The organism is Pseudomonas sp. E6002, from assembly GCF_013385565.1.
Taxonomy (GTDB): domain Bacteria; phylum Pseudomonadota; class Gammaproteobacteria; order Pseudomonadales; family Pseudomonadaceae; genus Aquipseudomonas.
Map to the genome: position 1 here is coordinate 59,112 of NZ_JACAPT010000004.1, position 16,210 is coordinate 75,321.

Genomic DNA, 16,210 nt, shown 5'->3' on the forward strand with positions numbered 1-16,210 from the left:
GGACCGTGCCCGCTTTAGCTTCTGATTTGGCTTTTAACACTCAAGCCGGCTTTCAGGCCGCTGTAAGAGCGGAACCAATATCGGCCATCACCCAAATAACGGATATGCCCCCGATCTACCACCCCCGCAACCGCTCCCAAACCTGCACCTCACCATTCTCCAGCAGCGCGCCATAGCTGCCGAACTGCGTCCCCGTAGCACACGCATGGTTAGGCAAAACCCTCAGCCGCGTCCCCAGCGGAAACCGCTCAACCACATCCACCGCCACCCCGTCGAACCAAGCCACCCCATGCTCCTGATTCGCGCTGCCCACCAGCAACCCCTCAATCACCTCACCACCCTCGGTACACACCTGCCCATAACCAAAATCCCGCTTCTGCGACTGCGTCCCACGATCCCGACTCATCGCCATCCACCCCGCGTCGGTAATGATCCAGCCCTTTTCCACCTGATGCCCGATCACCGTAGTCAGCACACTCAACGCCAGCTCATCAATGCGGCACACCCCAACGTTATGCATCACCAAATCAAAAAACGCATAAACCCCAGCCCGCAGCTCAGTCACACCCTCCAGGCTCACCGCCGACAGCGCCGTGGGCGTCGAACCCACACTCACCTGCAAGCAAGGCAACCCCGCCCCCCGAATCACCTCGGCCGCTGCAACACAGCGCGCCCGTTCCTGCTCGGCAATCGCCCGCAACGCCTCAGGCGTATCCAGCCCGTAACTTTCCCCGGCATGAGTCGACACCCCGGCAAGCATCCCGCCGCCATACAGCAGCCTGGCGATCTCCAGCAACAGCGGATCCTGAGGCTTCACCCCGGACCGGTGCCCATCACAGTCAATCTCAATCAGCACCGCAAAAACCTCACCCTGCAGCGCACCAAACTCGACAATCGCCCGGGCCCCGGCAAGGCTGTCGGTGATCAGCGTCAGCGCACACCCCTGACGACGCAACGCCAACGCCTGAGGCAATTTATGCGGCGCCATCGCCACCGCATACAGAACGTCCCGAATGCCGAGGTCGAAAAAATACTCGGCCTCCTTCAACGTCGAAACCGTAATCCCCGTGGCCCCGGCAGCGATTTGCGCCGCCACCACCTCGGCACATTTATGGGTCTTCACATGGGGCCGCAAGCGCACACCCAAGTCATCGGCACGCTGCTGCATACGCAGGATATTGCGCTGCATCCGGCTCACATCCAGCAAAGCTGTCGGGGTTTCCATCGTGCACACTCCAAAAGGTAAATTGACGGTCTATCCAGTACTGGATATGTTGTCTGAATGAAAAAACACACTCCCGAACAAGCGGCCTTGATCAGCCAGCTCGAACAGATTGCCGAAGGCCTGAGCAAGACCTTCAGCCCGTTTTGCGAGGTCGTGCTGCACGACCTGCGCGACCCGCAGCACGCAATCATGGCCATCCACAACAACCTCTCCGGGCGCCAGCCGGGTGACCCGGCCACCGAGCTGGGCCTGGCGCGGATTGCCGATCCCGAGTACCCGCAGGTGATCGCCAACTACCAGAACCAGTTCGCCGACGGGCGTCAGGTCAAGAGCACTTCCATCGGCATCAAGGACTCCACCGGCAAGTACGTGGCGGCCTTGTGCATGAACGTCGACCTCTCGTTGTTCCGTGGCTTGCAGGGCATGCTGGAACAGTTCGGCTCGGTCAGCGGCGACCGGCCCGCCGAGTCTCTCGACCCGTCCGGTGCCGACGCCATTCGTGCGCGCATCGACCAGTTCGCCGCACGCCTGGCGACCACCCCACGTGCCCTCAAGGCCGCCGACCGGCGCCTGCTGATGCAAGAGCTGAAAGAAGCCGGCGTGATGGACATCCGGCGTGCCATGGAAACGGTTGCCTCACACCTTGGGGTCTCGCGGGCGGCGGTCTACACCTACGCCAAATGACCTATGCCGAGCGCGCCACGGCTTCGATTTCAATCAGATAGCCGTGGTGCAGTTCCGGCACCGGCACCACCGCGCGGGCGGGGCGGTGATCCCCCAGCGCAGCGGCGTACAAGCCATCAAATTCAGGCCAGTGTTTTACCCCCACCACGTACACCGTGACTTTCACCAGGTCTGCGGGTGAGCCGTCTGCGGCCTTCAAAATCGCCAACAGATTGTCCAGGGCCACTTGAGCCTGTTCGGCAAACGAAGCCTCGAGGTTATGACGCCCGTCAGGGCTCACCGGCAATTGACCGGAGATGTACAGCGTGCCCTGGTGGCTTAGGGCCTGGGAGTAGTGCCCGGCAGGCTGGGAGGCAGTGGCTGTGTGGTGAATCTTCATGATCGGCAGTTCTCAAGCAAGGGAGGGAAGGGGAGCAGGTTGTTCATCGGTGGCACCGTGGCCAATCACCGCCGTGGCCACGCCGCAGCCGAACACGTTGGTGGCGGTACGGCCCATGTCGAGGATCGGGTCCACGGCGAGGATCAGCAGCAAACCGGCTTCCGGCAGGCCGACCATCGGCAGGCCCGCCGCGAGCACCACCAGTGAGCCGCGCGCCACGCCGGCGGTGCCTTTGCTGATGACGAGCAAGGTCAGCAGGATCATTACCTGATGGCCGAAGCTCATTTCGATGCCATAGGCCTGGGCGATGAACATCACGATAAACGCCTGGTACATCATCGAACCGTCGAGGTTGAACGAGTAACCCAGGGGCAGCACAAAACTGTTGATGCGCTTGGGCGAGCCGAAGCTATCCAGGGCGGCGATGGTCTTGGGGTAGGCCGCCTCGCTGCTGGCGGTGGAGAACGCCAGCAAAACCGGGCTGCGCAGCAACTGCAACAGTTGTTTGAAACGTGCGCCCAGCGCCAGGTAACCCACGCCGCTGATCACCAGCCACAGCACCGCCAGGCCCAGGTAGAACTGCGCGATCAACTTGCCAAAGCTGACCACCATCCCCAGCCCGTACAGGCTGATGGTGGCGGCAATTGCGGCAAACACCGCCAGCGGCGCGATCACCATCACGTATTCGGTGATGCGGAACATCACCTGGGTCAGTTCTTCCAGCACGTGCAGGATCGGCGACCTGGCGCTGCCCTTGACGAACGCCAGCGCTGCGCCGAAGAACAACGAAAACACCACGATTTGCAGCACCTCATTGTTGCCCATGGCCTCGACGATGCTGCGGGGGAATACATGGGACAAAAAACCCGACAGGTTGAAGCTGGCGGTGTTCAAACCGCTGTTGCCGTTGGCCGCCACACTCAGGTTGAGCCCCGCGCCTGGCTGAAACAGATTGGCCAATGTCAAACCGATCAGCAGCGATACCACGGACGCAATCAAAAACCAGGTCATCGCCTTCAACCCGACACGGCCGATGGAACCGCTGTCGGCCATGCTCGCCACGCCACTGATCAACGTCGCCAGCACCAGCGGCGCGATGACCATCTTGATCAGGCGCAAAAACACGTCGGTGACCATGCTGAAGTAACCCGCGATGGTCTTGGCGGTGTCGGCGTCCAGTTGGGCATGCAGCACGGCCCCCACCAGCACGCCAAGGATGATCGCAATCACAATGGCCCGGGCCAGGTAACGATTTTTCATAAGCACCTCTTGTTGTTAACGCTCAGGGAACACCCAGGCATTTTTTATAGGCGGCAGAAATTGCAGGCAGCAGGAAGCCATGTGGCAAGCACGCTCGCCACAGTATTTTCTTGTTAGAGGTTTTAGCCCTTTAGCAGGCTCGCGTACTTCTCGATATCGACGTTGCCACCGGTCACGATGATGCCTACGCGCTGGCCCCGGAACTGCTGCTTGAGGTTGCGCAAGGCCGCAAGGCCGAGGCAACCGGTGGGCTCCACGACCATCTTCATGCGTTGCATGAAGAACCTCATCGACTCCACTAACTCGGCGTCCGAGACCGTAAGGATGTCATTCACGTTCTCGCGGATGATCGGGAAGGTGTGATTGCCAAGGTGCTGGGTCTGGGCGCCGTCTGCGATGGTCGCTGGCGTGTCGATGTGCACGATGCTGCCGGTCTGGAAGGAACGCTGGCCGTCATTCCCGGCTTCGGGCTCGACCCCGTACAGCAGGCAATCAGGCGACAACGCACGGGTGGCCAATGCCGTACCGGAGAGCATACCGCCACCGCCCAGGCCGACAAACAAGGCATCCAGTGGGCCGGTGAATTCCAGCAACTCCTTGGCGGCAGTGCCCTGGCCGGCCAGCACGTCCGGGTGGTCGTAGGAGGGGATCAACGTCATGCCGTGCTGCTCGGCCAGGGTGCGGCCGATCTGCTCGCGGTCTTCGGTGATACGGTCGTAGAACACCACGGTCGCGCCGTATTCCCGGGTGGCGGCGACCTTGGCAGCCGGGGCGTCGGTGGGCATTACGATGGTGGCCGGCATCTGCAACAGGCGGGCGGCCAGTGCGATGCCTTGGGCGTGATTGCCCGAGGAAAACGCCACTACACCCGCCTTGCGCTGCGCCTCGTCAAACCGGGAAAGCGCATTGAACGCACCGCGAAACTTGAATGAACCGGTGCGTTGCAGGTTTTCGCATTTGATGAACACCTGGGCGCCGGTCTCGGCATCGAGGGTGCGCGAGGTGAACACCGGCGTGCGGTTGGCGAAGCCCTCCAGGCGTTCGGCGGCTTTGATCACGTCATGGTACGAAGACAGTTGCATGGAAAGGACCTCTGAAAATGAACCGGGCACGAGCGCATTGCATTTGCTGTCTGGATAAAATATCCATAACTATACAAAATGTAAAGCTCGGCATGCCCACTGTCTTCAGTGCCCGACCAGCTCTTCCAGCAACCGGTCCTTGTAGCCCTGCAAGACCGGCGAACTGCGCTCCCTCGGATGTGGCAAGTCCACCCGGATTTCATGCTTGATCCGCCCCGGGTGGGCGTCCATCACGATCACCCGGTCACCCAGGTACAGCGCCTCTTCGATGTCATGGGTGACCATGATCACCGTGCAGCGCTGTTGCACCCAGATCCGTTGCAGCTCCCGCTGCAGGTGCACACGGGTCAGGGCGTCGAGGGCGCCCAGTGGTTCATCGAGCAACAGTACCTTGGGTTTATTGATCAGTGCCCGGGCGATTGCAGCACGTTGCGCCATGCCGCCGGAGAGCTGGTGCGGGTAGGCGTTTTCAAAGCCGGTGAGGTTGACCAGAGCGATATGTTCGGCCACTTGCCGATCCTTTTCGGACTGGGGCAGGTTGTGGTTTTTCAGGGCCAGGGCGATGTTCTGGCTGACGGTCATCCACGGGAACAGGCGGTGATCCTGGAACACAATGCCGCGCTCCAGGCTGGTGGCGGCGATGCGCTGGCCGTCCAGCAGGATATCGCCTTCGTACTCGGCCTCCAGCCCGACAATCAGGCGCAGCAAGGTGGATTTGCCGCAGCCGCTGGCGCCGACGATGCTGACAAACTCCCCTGGCCGCACGTCGAGGTTGATGTTGTGCAACACCGGCAGCGGCTTGCCTTCGATCCGATAGGCCTTGTTCAGGCCGCGAATCTGCAGGGCGCCGGTCTGCACGGCGGTGTGGAGGGCGTGGTGGGCGATTGCGTTCATGTTCATGGCCTTCAACGAATATTGCGCCAGCGCAGCACGTGGCGGCTGAGGCGGGTAAACAGCAGGTTCATCAGGTAGCCCAGCAGGCCGATGCACAGCACGCTGAGCACGATCACTTCCATGCGCGAGCCAGCCTCGGCATTCATCATCAGGTTGCCCAGGCCGGCGCCGGAGGACAGGAACAGCTCACTGCCGATCGCCGTGACCCAGGCGAAGGCGAGGGCATGCAACACTCCGGTGGCGATGCTCGGCAACGCCGCCGGCAACAGCACGTGCACGAACTGCTGCACCGGGCTGAGCACCAGCACCTGGCCGACTTCACGATAACGCCGCTCCACATGGCTGAAGCCCTGGTAGGTGTTGAGCACCATCGGGTAGAACGCCGCGAGGCTGACGATCAGCACCTTGGAGAACTCGCCATTGCCGAACCACATGGCAATCAACGGGATCCAGCCCAGCATCGGCACCTGGCGAATCGAATGGAACAGCGGGCCGATCAAACGGTTGGCCACACTCGACAGCGCCATCAGCACCCCCAGCACCACGCCGAACAGGATGCCCAGGGCCAGGCCGCCACTGGTGCGGGCCAGGCTGGCCAGCAGGTTGACCAGCAACTCGCCGTTACCGAGCATTTCCAGCAACGCCGAGCCGATCGCCGACAGCGGCACAAAGGCGTAGGCGCCGGCCGCGTCCTGGCGCGAGGCGTATTCCCAGGCGAGGATCAACAGCAGCGGCAGCAACAGGCCGCGGGATTTTTTCAAGAGGGTCATGCCGGGCTCCTAGCGGGTCTGCCAGCGAAACAGCCGCTGTTCCAGTGAACGAAAGCCAAAGTCGAGGGCAAAACCAATCAGCCCGGTGACCACCACACCCACCATCACCACGTCGATGCGCAGCATCTGCCGGGCCATCTCGATCATCTGCCCCAGGCCGCTGTCGGCCGCCAGCAGTTCGGTGGCCACCAGCACCACCCAGGCGCGGGTCAGGCTGATACGAAAACCGGTGATGATCGGCGGCGCGGCAGCGGGCAGGGCGATGCGCCAGACGAAGGTCGGCCAGCGCAGGCGGTACACGTCGGCCACTTCGAAGTAGCTGCGGGGAATGCCCTTGACGCCTTCGCTGGCGGCCAGGGCCACCGGGAAAAATGCGGTCTTGGCGACGATGATGATCTTGAAGGTTTCATCAATGCCGAACAGCAGCACGAACATCGGGATCAGCGCGATGCTGGGGATCTGGCGCAAGGTGTGGAACAGCGGGGCGCAATACACCTCGACGTTCTTTGACAGGGCCATCAGCACGCCGAAGGCCAGGCCGCACAGCGAGCCGATGCCAAAGCCCAGACCGAGCCGGGACAGGCTGTTGCCCAGGTGTTCAGCGAGTTCGCCGCTGGCGAGCAGTTCTTCAAAGGTTTGCAGGACCTGGGCCGGCGGTACCAGCAGGTTGCGCGGGAAGATCCCGAGGTGCGCCACCAGCGTCCAGGTGGCGAGCAGGGCCAGCGGCGAGATGAGCCAGGTCAGGGCAGTGAGCAATCGGTAAGGGCGCATGGCGGGTCTTATTTCAGCGAAGTACCCGGGGGCTATCGCAAGACATGTGCCAGTGAACACAACAGGGGAGAACAATGAAGGCCAAATGTGGGAGCTGGCGTGCCTGCGATGACGGTGGCCAGTAAACATTGAGGCTGGCTGATCCACCGTCATCGCAGGCAAGCCAGCTCCCACAATGGATGGGTGTACATCCGAATGCCCGAATGATGCCTGGCCAACAATGGGGTGCTGCTGCAGCAACACCTCATCAGCAATTACCTCAGAAGTCGTAGCTCACACTGGTGTAGTAGAACGCACCCTGGGCGCCTTCAGGACTGGTGATCGAGTATATCGGCACACCGTACAACTGCGCGCCGGAAGCCTTGTCCGGGTGAGTGTTGAACAGGTTCGTCGCACCGGCTGAAAGCTTGATCCCCTTGCCAAGGTTGTAGGATACGTCCAGGTCGGTGACCCATTGCGGGCTGAAGGTCTGGTCGAGGTTCGGGTTGGCGGCATTGAGGCTTTTCCATTCGCCATAACGGCGCTGGGCCACGGTGACTCCCCACTTTTCATAGGCCCAGTTGGCGCTGAGGGTCAGCTTGTAGTCCGGGGTGCCGTGCTCGATCAGGCCTTGGGTGGTGCGGCCGATGATCTGGTTGCCCGCGATGTTGCCGACGTTGCGCAGGTCGGTGATTTGCGTGCGATTACGCGCATAGCCGGCGTTGAAGTTCACCCGGCCCCATTGCTGCAGGTCGAGTTTGTAGTTGCCGGTCAGTTCGATACCGTCGGTGCGGGTGTCGGCGATGTTGGTGTAGAACGCCGCGCTCTGGATATTGGCGTAAGGCGTCCCGGCGAAGATCGGCGAGACCACCGAGGCCGGCAATTGGTCGGACAGGGTAATGCGGTTGTTGATGTTGATGCGGTAGGCATCCACCGTCACCGATGCGTTGTCCAGCGGTTGCCAGACCAGGCCCAGCGAGTAGTTGGTCGACTCCTCGGGCTTGAGCTGTGTGCCGCCCAGGGCCTGGGCTTCCGGGCTGTTGGCGCGCAAGGTGCGCTGCTGCACCTCGACGTAGTTGCCGCTGCCCGGCGGCTGTTCCACCACCTGCACACTGAACGACGACATGCCGCTCTGCGCCAGGGACGGTGCGCGATAGCCGGTGCTGGCGCTGGCCCGTGCGGCGATCTGCGGGGTGAAGTCGTAGCGCAGCGACAGCTTGCCGTTGGTGGTGTCGCCAAAGTCCGAATAGTGCTCGGTACGCACTGCGACACCGGCCTGGAACTTCTCGGTGACCTGGCCTTCGACATCCAGATACGCGCCCAGCACCTTGCGTTGCAGCGAGTCGGCATCCACCGGGGTGATACCCGAGTAATACCCGGTGAGCCGGCGTCCGGTCACCGGGTCAACGGTGTTGAACAGCGGGCCGTTCTGCGAGGCGGCCGGCGCGCCTGCGCTCAACTGGTAATTTTCCTGGCGCCAGGCCAGGCCTGCGGAGACGGTCAGCGGCTTGAACAGCAAGTCGGTGGGGAAGTCCCGCACCCAATCCAGGGTCACGTTGGTCTGGTCGTTCTTGCGCTCGCCGGTGTAGATCGTCGCCGGGCTGTTGGTGCCCCAACTGGGGTTGATCGCGTTGTAGTCGGTGGACTTGACGATGTTGGTGCCGTGGTTAAGCGCCAGGTCGAACTTGCCCAGTTGCTCGTTTTCGTACCGCAGGCCACCGGTGGCGGCATAGTCTTCCAGGGTGTAGCGCGTGATCGGCAAACGGCCGTCCGGATAACGCTGCAAGGAAACGCTGCCGTAGTTGTTGTACAGCGCGGTGGGCGGGTCAAAAAAACCGGTGGAGTCGGTGTTCTTGTGGGAATAGGTGGCGAACCCGTAGGCGGTCAATCCTTCGCCCACACCCATCTCGCCGTTGGCCAGGAAGTTGTACTGGTCGGAGACACTGTTGGAGCCCCAGTTCCAGGTGCGATAGCGGTTGTTCTGCTCGCGCGGCGTGTTCACGCTGGTGTCGCCGCGATAAAAGATTCGGTTGTCCGGGTTGGTGTCGCTGGCCGGGTCCTGGCTGCCGGCATCGAAACTCAAAGTCAGGAAACCGTCATTCGGCAGTTCGAAGCCTTTCCAGCCGCTGTACTTGCGCTGCATGCCATCGCCCTTGTTGTAGCCACCGAAACGGTAGCCGACGTTGCCGCCGTCGTCCTTTTGCTTGAGCACGATGTTGATCACCCCGGCAATCGCATCGGAGCCGTATTGAGCGGCGGCGCCGTCACGCAGGATCTCCACGTGGTCGATCGCGCTCAACGGGATCAGGCTCAAGTCCACCGCTGCCGCGCCACGACCGTTGGCCAGGCTCTGGCGGGTGATGTTGGCGCTGGTGTGGCGGCGCTTGCCATCCACCAATACCAGCACCTGGTCGGAAGCCAGGCCGCGCAGCGAGGCGCCCTGGGCGATGGAACCGGCAAATGCACCCTGGGGCGACTGCGGGAAGCTGAAGGACGGCGACAGTGCGGTCAGTGCGCCGGACAGGTCGGCAGCGCCGGTTTGCTGCAATTGCTCGCCGCTCAGCACATCTACCGGTGCGGCGCTTTGCAGGGCGGTGACGTCGCTGCGGCGGGTGCCGAGTACCACCACGGTGTCGAGCTTGTCGGTCTTGGCAGTGGGCTGCGCATCGGCGGCTACAGCAGGCACGGCAAGGCTGCCCATGACCAGCGCGATGGCGCCGGCCAACGGAGTACGTTGGAACATAGAAAGGTCCTTTCGAAGCGTGTTGACGATGGCGGCCGGGCGCTATGGCTCAAACAAAGAAGGTCAACTGTGGGAGCGGGCTTGCCTGCGATGATGGCGGCACAGCCACATAATGGTTGGCTGACCCACCGCTATCGCAGGCAAGCCAGCTCCCACATTTGATCTCCGGCGTTTGGTGAATAGTGTCCGGCGGCTGAAGTTAGAAGCGGCTGGTCACGCTCAGCCCCACGGTGCGTGGGTCGCCGTAAGTGATCACGTACTGCCCCAGCCCGCCGTTCGGCCGGCCATGCACCTGATAGCGGCGGTCGGTGAGGTTGTTCACAAACCCGGTGACGCTGAGTTTTTCGTCGGCGCTGTACCAGGTCAGGCGGCTGTTGGCCAAGGTGTAGTGCGGCTGGCTCAAGTCCTTGTCGGCGCTGCTCTGGCGGTCGGCGAGGAAGTATTCCTTGTCGCGAAAACTCACGTCGGCACCGGCCACCAGCTTGCCGCCGATTTCCAGCGGGATGGTGTAGTCGCCACCCAGCGACACCACGTTGCGCGGCGAGCGCACGAAGCTGTTGCCGCTGTAGTCACCCGTGACCGCACCGGTGTTGGGGTTGGTGTTTTTGAAGTCGGTGTATTCGGTATCCAGGAACGAAATCGCCGCCCGCAGGTGCAGGTAGTCGGTGGGTTGGCCTTCCAGTTCCAGCTCGGCGCCCTTGACCTTGCCCTTGGCGCCGTTGGTCAGCGCGGTGGTCAGTACGCCGTTGTTGACGGTCAGCAGGTTGACCTGAATGTCCGAGTAGTCGTAGTAGAAGATGTTCGCGTTGGCCGTCAGGCGATGGTTGAACCACTCGGACTTCACGCCGAATTCGTAGGCATCGAGTTGTTCCGGGTCCACCGTGGTCAGCTGCGACAGGCTGGTGGACAGCCCGGTGTTGAAGCCGCCCGAGCGGAAGCCGTGGGCATAGCGGAAGAACACCCGCACGTTGTCGTTGATCCGGTATTCCGGGGTCAGGTCATAGGTCCAGGCTTCCCAGGTCTTGTCTTCCTGGCGGTTGCCGTTGGTACCGACGCCGCCCAGGGGAATCAGCGGGCCATTGGCGGTGGCGCGCGTCAACTGAGTGAGGTTGAGGTCGATGTCTTTCTTTTCCTGGGTCCAGCGCAGGCCACCGGTCACGCTGAAGTTGTCGGTGAGGTCGTAGGTCAGGTTGCCGAACAGCGCGTAGCTGTCGGTGGTGTGGTTGTAATTGAGGTCGCGAAAGTCCGTCGCGCCGTTGACCTGGTTCGAGCCGGTGCCATTGGGTGTCGGGCCCGGGGCGATAAAGCGTCCGGCGCTGCTGTCCAGGTCTTCATGGAAATAGTGCGCGCCGGCCAACCAGCGCAGGGTTTCCTGCTGGGGCGAGGCCAGGCGGATTTCCTGGGAGTACTGGGTGTATTTGTTGTCGGCGGTAGAGGTGCCGTTGACCTCGTAGGGCGTGTAGTCGGCATCGCCACTGGACTGGCCGCGGATGTAGTCGTAGGCGCTGATGGACGTGAGGGTGTAGTCGCCCAGGTGCCAGTTGAGGGTCAGCGAAGTACCGTCATGGTTGAGCTTGGAGTCGTCGTCCACGTTCAGCGCAATATTGCGCCCGGCGGGGCGGGTGTAGCCCACGTTGTAGTAGCGGCCGAGGGTCAGCGCACCGTTGGCGCCGTCGCCCTTGAACTCGCGGCTGTGGATCTTCCACAGCGCGTCCAGGTCCGGGTTGAGCTGGGCGAAGAATTGCAGGCGCACGGCCTTTTTGTTGACGTCGCCGTAGGTGTGATCGTCGATCAGGTTTTTCTGGAAACCGTCGCGTTCCTCGGAGTACAGCGAGATCCGCGCCGCGAGTTTTTCCGGAACCAGGGTGCCGCCGATGGCGCCATTGACGATGCGTTCGTTCTTGCTGCCAAAACCGATCGTGCCATAGCCGTCGGTGTCGAAGGTCGGTTTCTTCGAGATGATATTCACCGCGCCGGCCGTGGTGTTCTTGCCATACAGCGTGCCTTGGGGGCCGCGCAGGATCTCGATGCGTTCGAGGTCAAACAGCGGGCCGCCACCGGCAATCGGTGCGTTCAGGTACACGTCATCGGCGTAGATGCCCACCGGGTACACAGTGGCCGCGCCGGTGTCGCCGGTGCCCAGGCCACGGATGTACCAGCGCGGGCGCCCGTCGCCGTCGGGGTTTTTCGCCGAGGCGTTGGGAATGAAGGTGGTGATATCGCCCATCGACCGCACGCCGTCGGCAATGATGCTGGTGCCTTGTACCGCCGACACCGCGACCGGAACCTCTTGCAGGGTTTCTTCCCGGTGTTGTGCGGTGACGGTCACGGTCTTCAGCGACGGTTCGGTTTTGCCTGCATCGTTTTCGGCAGCGTCGGCGGCCAGCAGATGTTCGCTGGCGGTGCCGCCTGCCAGCAGTAAAGCGAGCCACAGGCCCTTGGTGATTGGATTAAGTGTGTGCATTGAAATCTCCCCCGGAAAAGTTTCCTTGAAGGGGTTAGAGCAGAGATCGTGCCAAGCAGATTTCAGGGTCGATACATGGTTTTAAGATATTGATATATAACGATTAAAAAATTCAAGAAGAGGACGTTTTCGAACAATTGAAAGCGCAGCCGAAGGCCGCTTGAAAAGCCTGTCGAAGATTCAGCAGAAGTTGCTTGGAGGGTGCTGCTGGAGCAGCAGGGGAGGTGTTGCCGTAGCAGCTGTCGAGCCCCGGCGAGGCTGCGTAAACGGTGTATCTGACACACCGCAAACGCAGCCTCGCCTGGGCTCGACAGCTGCTACATGGGGGAGGTCAAACAGCCACGCGGGAGGTGGAGCCGATGACCTTTTCCAGCACGCTGAAATCAATCCAGTCGCGCACATCGAAGCGCCGTGGAATGAAGTTCCAGCGATGCAGGAAATCGGTGAAATCCTGCAAGGCTTCGATGGAGCGCGAATCGAGCGTGGTACGCAGCCGACGATGGGCATCTTCGCCGTAGGCCGCGGTTACCCAGTACTCGCTGGTGTTGAGTTCCTGTGCCAGGAAGCGCCGGGTCTCGTCCGGATTGGCCCAGGCCCATTGCTCGGTGCGCAGCACGGTGTCGACGATTTTCACGCTGGCGTCGAAGTGCTCCTGCAGCAGGTTGATGTCCACCGTCAGGGTGCGTGGCGTGCCGTTGTTGGAGCGGATCAGCGGGTCCGGGTGCGAACCGGTGTCCACCACCACATGCAGGCCGAACTCGTTGGCCAGGTGCACGGCGTGGGCACCTTTGAGGAAGATCGCGTCGATATCACCGCGCAGCAGGCCGATCAGTTCGTTGTTGCGGCGGCTGAAGCGGCTCACCCCCAGGCTCGCCGGGGAGCCGTAGACGTATTGCACCTGGTTGTCGCTGTAGGTGCCGCCGTAGGGGTAGTCCACCAGCTCTACGTCCGAGACTTCCAGGCCTTCGAGCTTGAGGGCGTTTTCCAGGCCGCGCAGGGCCTGGGCACGGGTGAAGTCGATCTGCACGTTGGCCCATTTCGGCAGGCCGAAGCGCCGGTTTTTCAAGTCGCGCACGCTGCGCACACCGCTTTCGGCGGTGGTCAGGATCAACTGCACCTCATCGCTCCACGATAGCCCCAGCACCCGGGTTTCCACGCCACTGGCGTAGGCCCAGATCGCCGGGATATTACCGCCGTGGCGCACCGAGTTTTTCAGGTGATGGTCGTAATGCGCCTCGCGAACTTCCCGTTCCGTGGACTCGCGCAACGACTGGATATTGGTGCCAAAAGGCAGGAACGCCTCGGCCAGGCGACCGGACTGCACAGCAATGCCAAGACCGGTGGGAACCGGGCTGTGGGTGTACCAGAGAGTATCGAGTGGTTTGCTCATAAGGGTCTTCGTTCAAATCCATGAAATAGGAAACCTTTGCAGGAGCCCGGCTTGCCGGCGATGAGGCCCGAAAGGTCAATACCCCATTCAAGGCCGTCATCGCCGGCAAGCCGGCTTCTACAGGGGTTAGCCTGCCAGCGCGGTTTTGCCGTTCAAGAGTGCTTCCAGCGGCCGTGCATCAATCCATTCACGCACGTCGAAGCTTTTCGGGATAAAGCGCCAGCGGTGCAGGAAATGCGTGAAGTCCTGCAGCGCGGCAATTGCCTGTTCATCCAGTTCGGTGCGCAGGCGCAAGTGGGCGTCGTTGCCGTAGGCGGCGGTGACCCAATACTCACTGCTGTTGGTTTCCTGGGCCAGGTAGCGGCGGGTTTCCTCCGAGTGGGTGTGGGCCCATTGCTCGGCGCGCAGGACCGAGTCAAGAATGCCGGTGGCTACGTCGAAGTGGTTTTTCAGCAGGTTCAGGTCCACCGCCAGGGTGCGCGGCGTGCCGTTGTTGCTGCGGATCAGCGGGTCCGGGTGCGAGCCGGTGTCGATCACCGTGTGCAGGCCGAAATCATGAGCCTGTTGGGCGGCGTGGGCGCCCTTGAGGAAGATCGCATCGACTTCACCGCGCAGCAGGCCTATCAGCTCCAGGTTGCGTTCGCTGACTTTTTGCGTGACCGGCGTACCGGCGATATTGCGCACCGGGGTATCGCTGAAGGTGCCGCCGTAGCGGAAGTTCTTCAGCTTCACGTCGCCGACTTTCAGGCCTTCCAGTGACAACGCGTTTTCCAGCCCGCGCAGGGCCTGGGCGCGGGTGAAGTCGATCTGTGCGCCGGCCCAGTCCGGCAAGCCGAAAGTACGGCCCTTGAGGTCCTTGACGGTTTTGATGCCGCTGTCCTGGCGGGTCAGGATCAGTTGCACTTCATCTGCCCACGACAGGCCGATCACTCGGGTTTCCCGGCCTTGGGCGCGGGCCCAGATCGCCGGGATATTGCCGCCATGGCGTACCGAATTGCGCAGGGTGTGATCGAAGTGCGATTCGCGCACCGCCTTGTCATCGGACTCACGCAGCGACTGCACCTCGGTGCCCAGGGCACCGACTGTGTCTTGCAGCCAGCCTTTTTGCACTGCAATGCCCAGGCCGGTGGGCACGGGGCAGCGGGTGTACCAGAGCGTATCGAGAGGTTGGGTCATCAGGAGTTCTCCCACAGCGTTCAGGCGCTGGCTTTCAAAGGTTGGATCGCCGGGCGTTGGTGCACAAGCGGCAGGACTTCCTGGCCAATGCGCAACGCTTCTTCCAGGTGTGGATTGCCGGCGAGGATGAAGGTCGAGAAGCCGGCGTCGCGGTATTCCACCAGGCGCTCGGCGATGTTCTGGTGGCTGCCGACCAGGCCCACGGTCGGACCCGGTTTGGCTTTGGCGAAACCGGCCCACAGGTTGGGACCGATGATCAGGTCATCGAAGCGGTCGACGTTCTGGTGGTACGCGGTCTGGCGTGCGCCGCCGACCGAGTCCGAGCCGCTGGTAAAGCCCTTGGCGACCTGGCTGCTCTTGCCTTCGAGCTTGTCGAACTGGCGACGCAGGTCTTTCCAGGCTTGCTCCTCGGTCTCCCGGGCGAACAGGTCTACCCGCAGGCCGAAGCGCACGGTGCGGCCTTGTTTGTCGGCCAGTTCGCGCACGCGCTCGATGTGTGGCTTGAGCTTGTCGATGGGTTCGGCCCAGTTCAGGTACACGTCGGCGTGTTTGGCGGCGACGTCGAGGGCGGCGTCGGAGAAACCGGAGAAGTACACGCCGGGCTTGCGTTCGTGGTGCAGGCCGTGGGGCAGGGCGCCGTTTTCCAGTTGGTAGATATCACCGTTGTAGGAGAATTTTTCGTGCTCCCAGAGGCCCTGGATGATGTCGAGGAATTCGCCGGTGCGCTTGTAGCGCAGGTCGTGTTCGAGGAAGTCACCGTTGGCGCGCTGGCTGGCGGGGTTGCCGCCGGTGATGATGTTCCACTCTACGCGGCCACGGCTGAGGTTTTGCAGGATCGCGGCTTGTTGGGCGGCGTAGGCGGGCAGGGTCCAGGTGGCCTGGAAGGCGATCAGGAATTTGATGCGCCGGGTTTCTCGGGCCAGGGCGGCGGCGACGATCCATGGTTCGGGGCCGGTGGGCAGCAGGGCGCCTTCGAAGCCGGCGAGTTCGGCGGCTTTGGCGACCTGAGCGATGTAGTCGATGTAGGTGAAGTCGTCGGGTTGGCCGTTGGGCAGGCGGCCTGGTGCGATGTTGCCGGGGCGGTAGGTGGGGTTGCCGCGGTTGTGTTTGTCGGTGGTGAGTTGGGGGCCGTCGGTGCCCAGCGGCAGGCGCCAGAAGAATTCAGTGGTCATGGGTGCTCCGGTTCAGTCGTATTGGGTGCGGGGACCTTTGGGGATTGGGACTGCAACGGGCATGCCATGGGGGCTTGGGCCAACGGGGGCAGGGGGTTGTGGGTTTTTTGGGGGTGGGGGTGCGTCTGTAGCAACACTGGGTCAGCAGTGGGTGCTGTAGGTGAAGCACTTTGTGTACATATCCGTTGTTGCGGTCCGTACAAAAAGCGGCAAAGTAACCA

The 16,210-nt window shown here is 62.2% G+C and carries 13 protein-coding genes; 1 reads left to right on the forward strand and 12 read right to left on the reverse strand.

The features are described from left to right. Positions 1–115: 115 nt before the first annotated feature. Positions 116–1,225, reverse strand: coding sequence for a DSD1 family PLP-dependent enzyme (locus HX815_RS04620; RefSeq protein WP_177023074.1), 1,110 nt, complete (start codon positions 1,223–1,225; stop codon positions 116–118). 57 nt (positions 1,226–1,282) lie between these two features. Here HX815_RS04620 and HX815_RS04625 point away from each other — a divergent pair, with 57 nt between their 5' ends. Continuing rightward, positions 1,283–1,909 carry a transcriptional regulator gene (locus HX815_RS04625; protein WP_003212543.1) on the forward strand — a complete coding sequence of 209 codons (627 nt, stop codon included), beginning with the start codon at positions 1,283–1,285 and terminating at the stop codon, positions 1,907–1,909. 1 nt (position 1,910) lies between these two features. Here the strand turns inward: HX815_RS04625 and HX815_RS04630 are convergent, their stop codons facing one another. The 11 genes from HX815_RS04630 to HX815_RS04680 form a co-directional block, all read right to left on the reverse strand. Then, on the reverse strand, positions 1,911–2,288 hold the full coding sequence (locus HX815_RS04630; protein ID WP_177023073.1) for a RidA family protein: 378 nt from the start codon (positions 2,286–2,288) through the stop codon (positions 1,911–1,913). A gap of 12 nt (positions 2,289–2,300) precedes the next feature. Further along, positions 2,301–3,548: a dicarboxylate/amino acid:cation symporter gene (locus tag HX815_RS04635; RefSeq protein WP_177023072.1), complete on the reverse strand. Its 1,248-nt coding sequence runs from the start codon at positions 3,546–3,548 to the stop codon at positions 2,301–2,303. A gap of 122 nt (positions 3,549–3,670) precedes the next feature. Beyond that, positions 3,671–4,630 carry a threo-3-hydroxy-L-aspartate ammonia-lyase gene (locus HX815_RS04640; protein ID WP_003212540.1) on the reverse strand — a complete coding sequence of 320 codons (960 nt, stop codon included), beginning with the start codon at positions 4,628–4,630 and terminating at the stop codon, positions 3,671–3,673. Positions 4,631–4,735: 105 nt separating this feature from the next. After that, positions 4,736–5,524, reverse strand: coding sequence for an ABC transporter ATP-binding protein (locus HX815_RS04645; RefSeq protein WP_023658820.1), 789 nt, complete (start codon positions 5,522–5,524; stop codon positions 4,736–4,738). 11 nt (positions 5,525–5,535) lie between these two features. Next, positions 5,536–6,294, reverse strand: coding sequence for an ABC transporter permease (locus tag HX815_RS04650; RefSeq protein ID WP_177027867.1), 759 nt, complete (start codon positions 6,292–6,294; stop codon positions 5,536–5,538). 9 nt (positions 6,295–6,303) lie between these two features. Then, positions 6,304–7,065: an ABC transporter permease gene (locus HX815_RS04655; protein ID WP_008430524.1), complete on the reverse strand. Its 762-nt coding sequence runs from the start codon at positions 7,063–7,065 to the stop codon at positions 6,304–6,306. 259 nt (positions 7,066–7,324) lie between these two features. Beyond that, complete coding sequence (locus HX815_RS04660) at positions 7,325–9,787, reverse strand: TonB-dependent siderophore receptor (protein ID WP_003212536.1); 2,463 nt, start codon at positions 9,785–9,787, stop codon at positions 7,325–7,327. Between the two features lie 199 nt (positions 9,788–9,986). Next, positions 9,987–12,251, reverse strand: coding sequence for a TonB-dependent receptor (locus HX815_RS04665; protein WP_087693871.1), 2,265 nt, complete (start codon positions 12,249–12,251; stop codon positions 9,987–9,989). A 331-nt stretch (positions 12,252–12,582) separates the two neighbouring features. Then, positions 12,583–13,641, reverse strand: coding sequence for an ABC transporter substrate-binding protein (locus HX815_RS04670; protein WP_003212534.1), 1,059 nt, complete (start codon positions 13,639–13,641; stop codon positions 12,583–12,585). A 126-nt stretch (positions 13,642–13,767) separates the two neighbouring features. Next, positions 13,768–14,817: an ABC transporter substrate-binding protein gene (locus tag HX815_RS04675; RefSeq protein ID WP_177027868.1), complete on the reverse strand. Its 1,050-nt coding sequence runs from the start codon at positions 14,815–14,817 to the stop codon at positions 13,768–13,770. A gap of 20 nt (positions 14,818–14,837) precedes the next feature. Next, a complete protein-coding gene (locus HX815_RS04680; protein WP_008430513.1) occupies positions 14,838–15,989 on the reverse strand; it encodes an LLM class flavin-dependent oxidoreductase in 1,152 nt (383 codons plus the stop codon). Between the last annotated feature and the right edge of the window lie 221 nt (positions 15,990–16,210).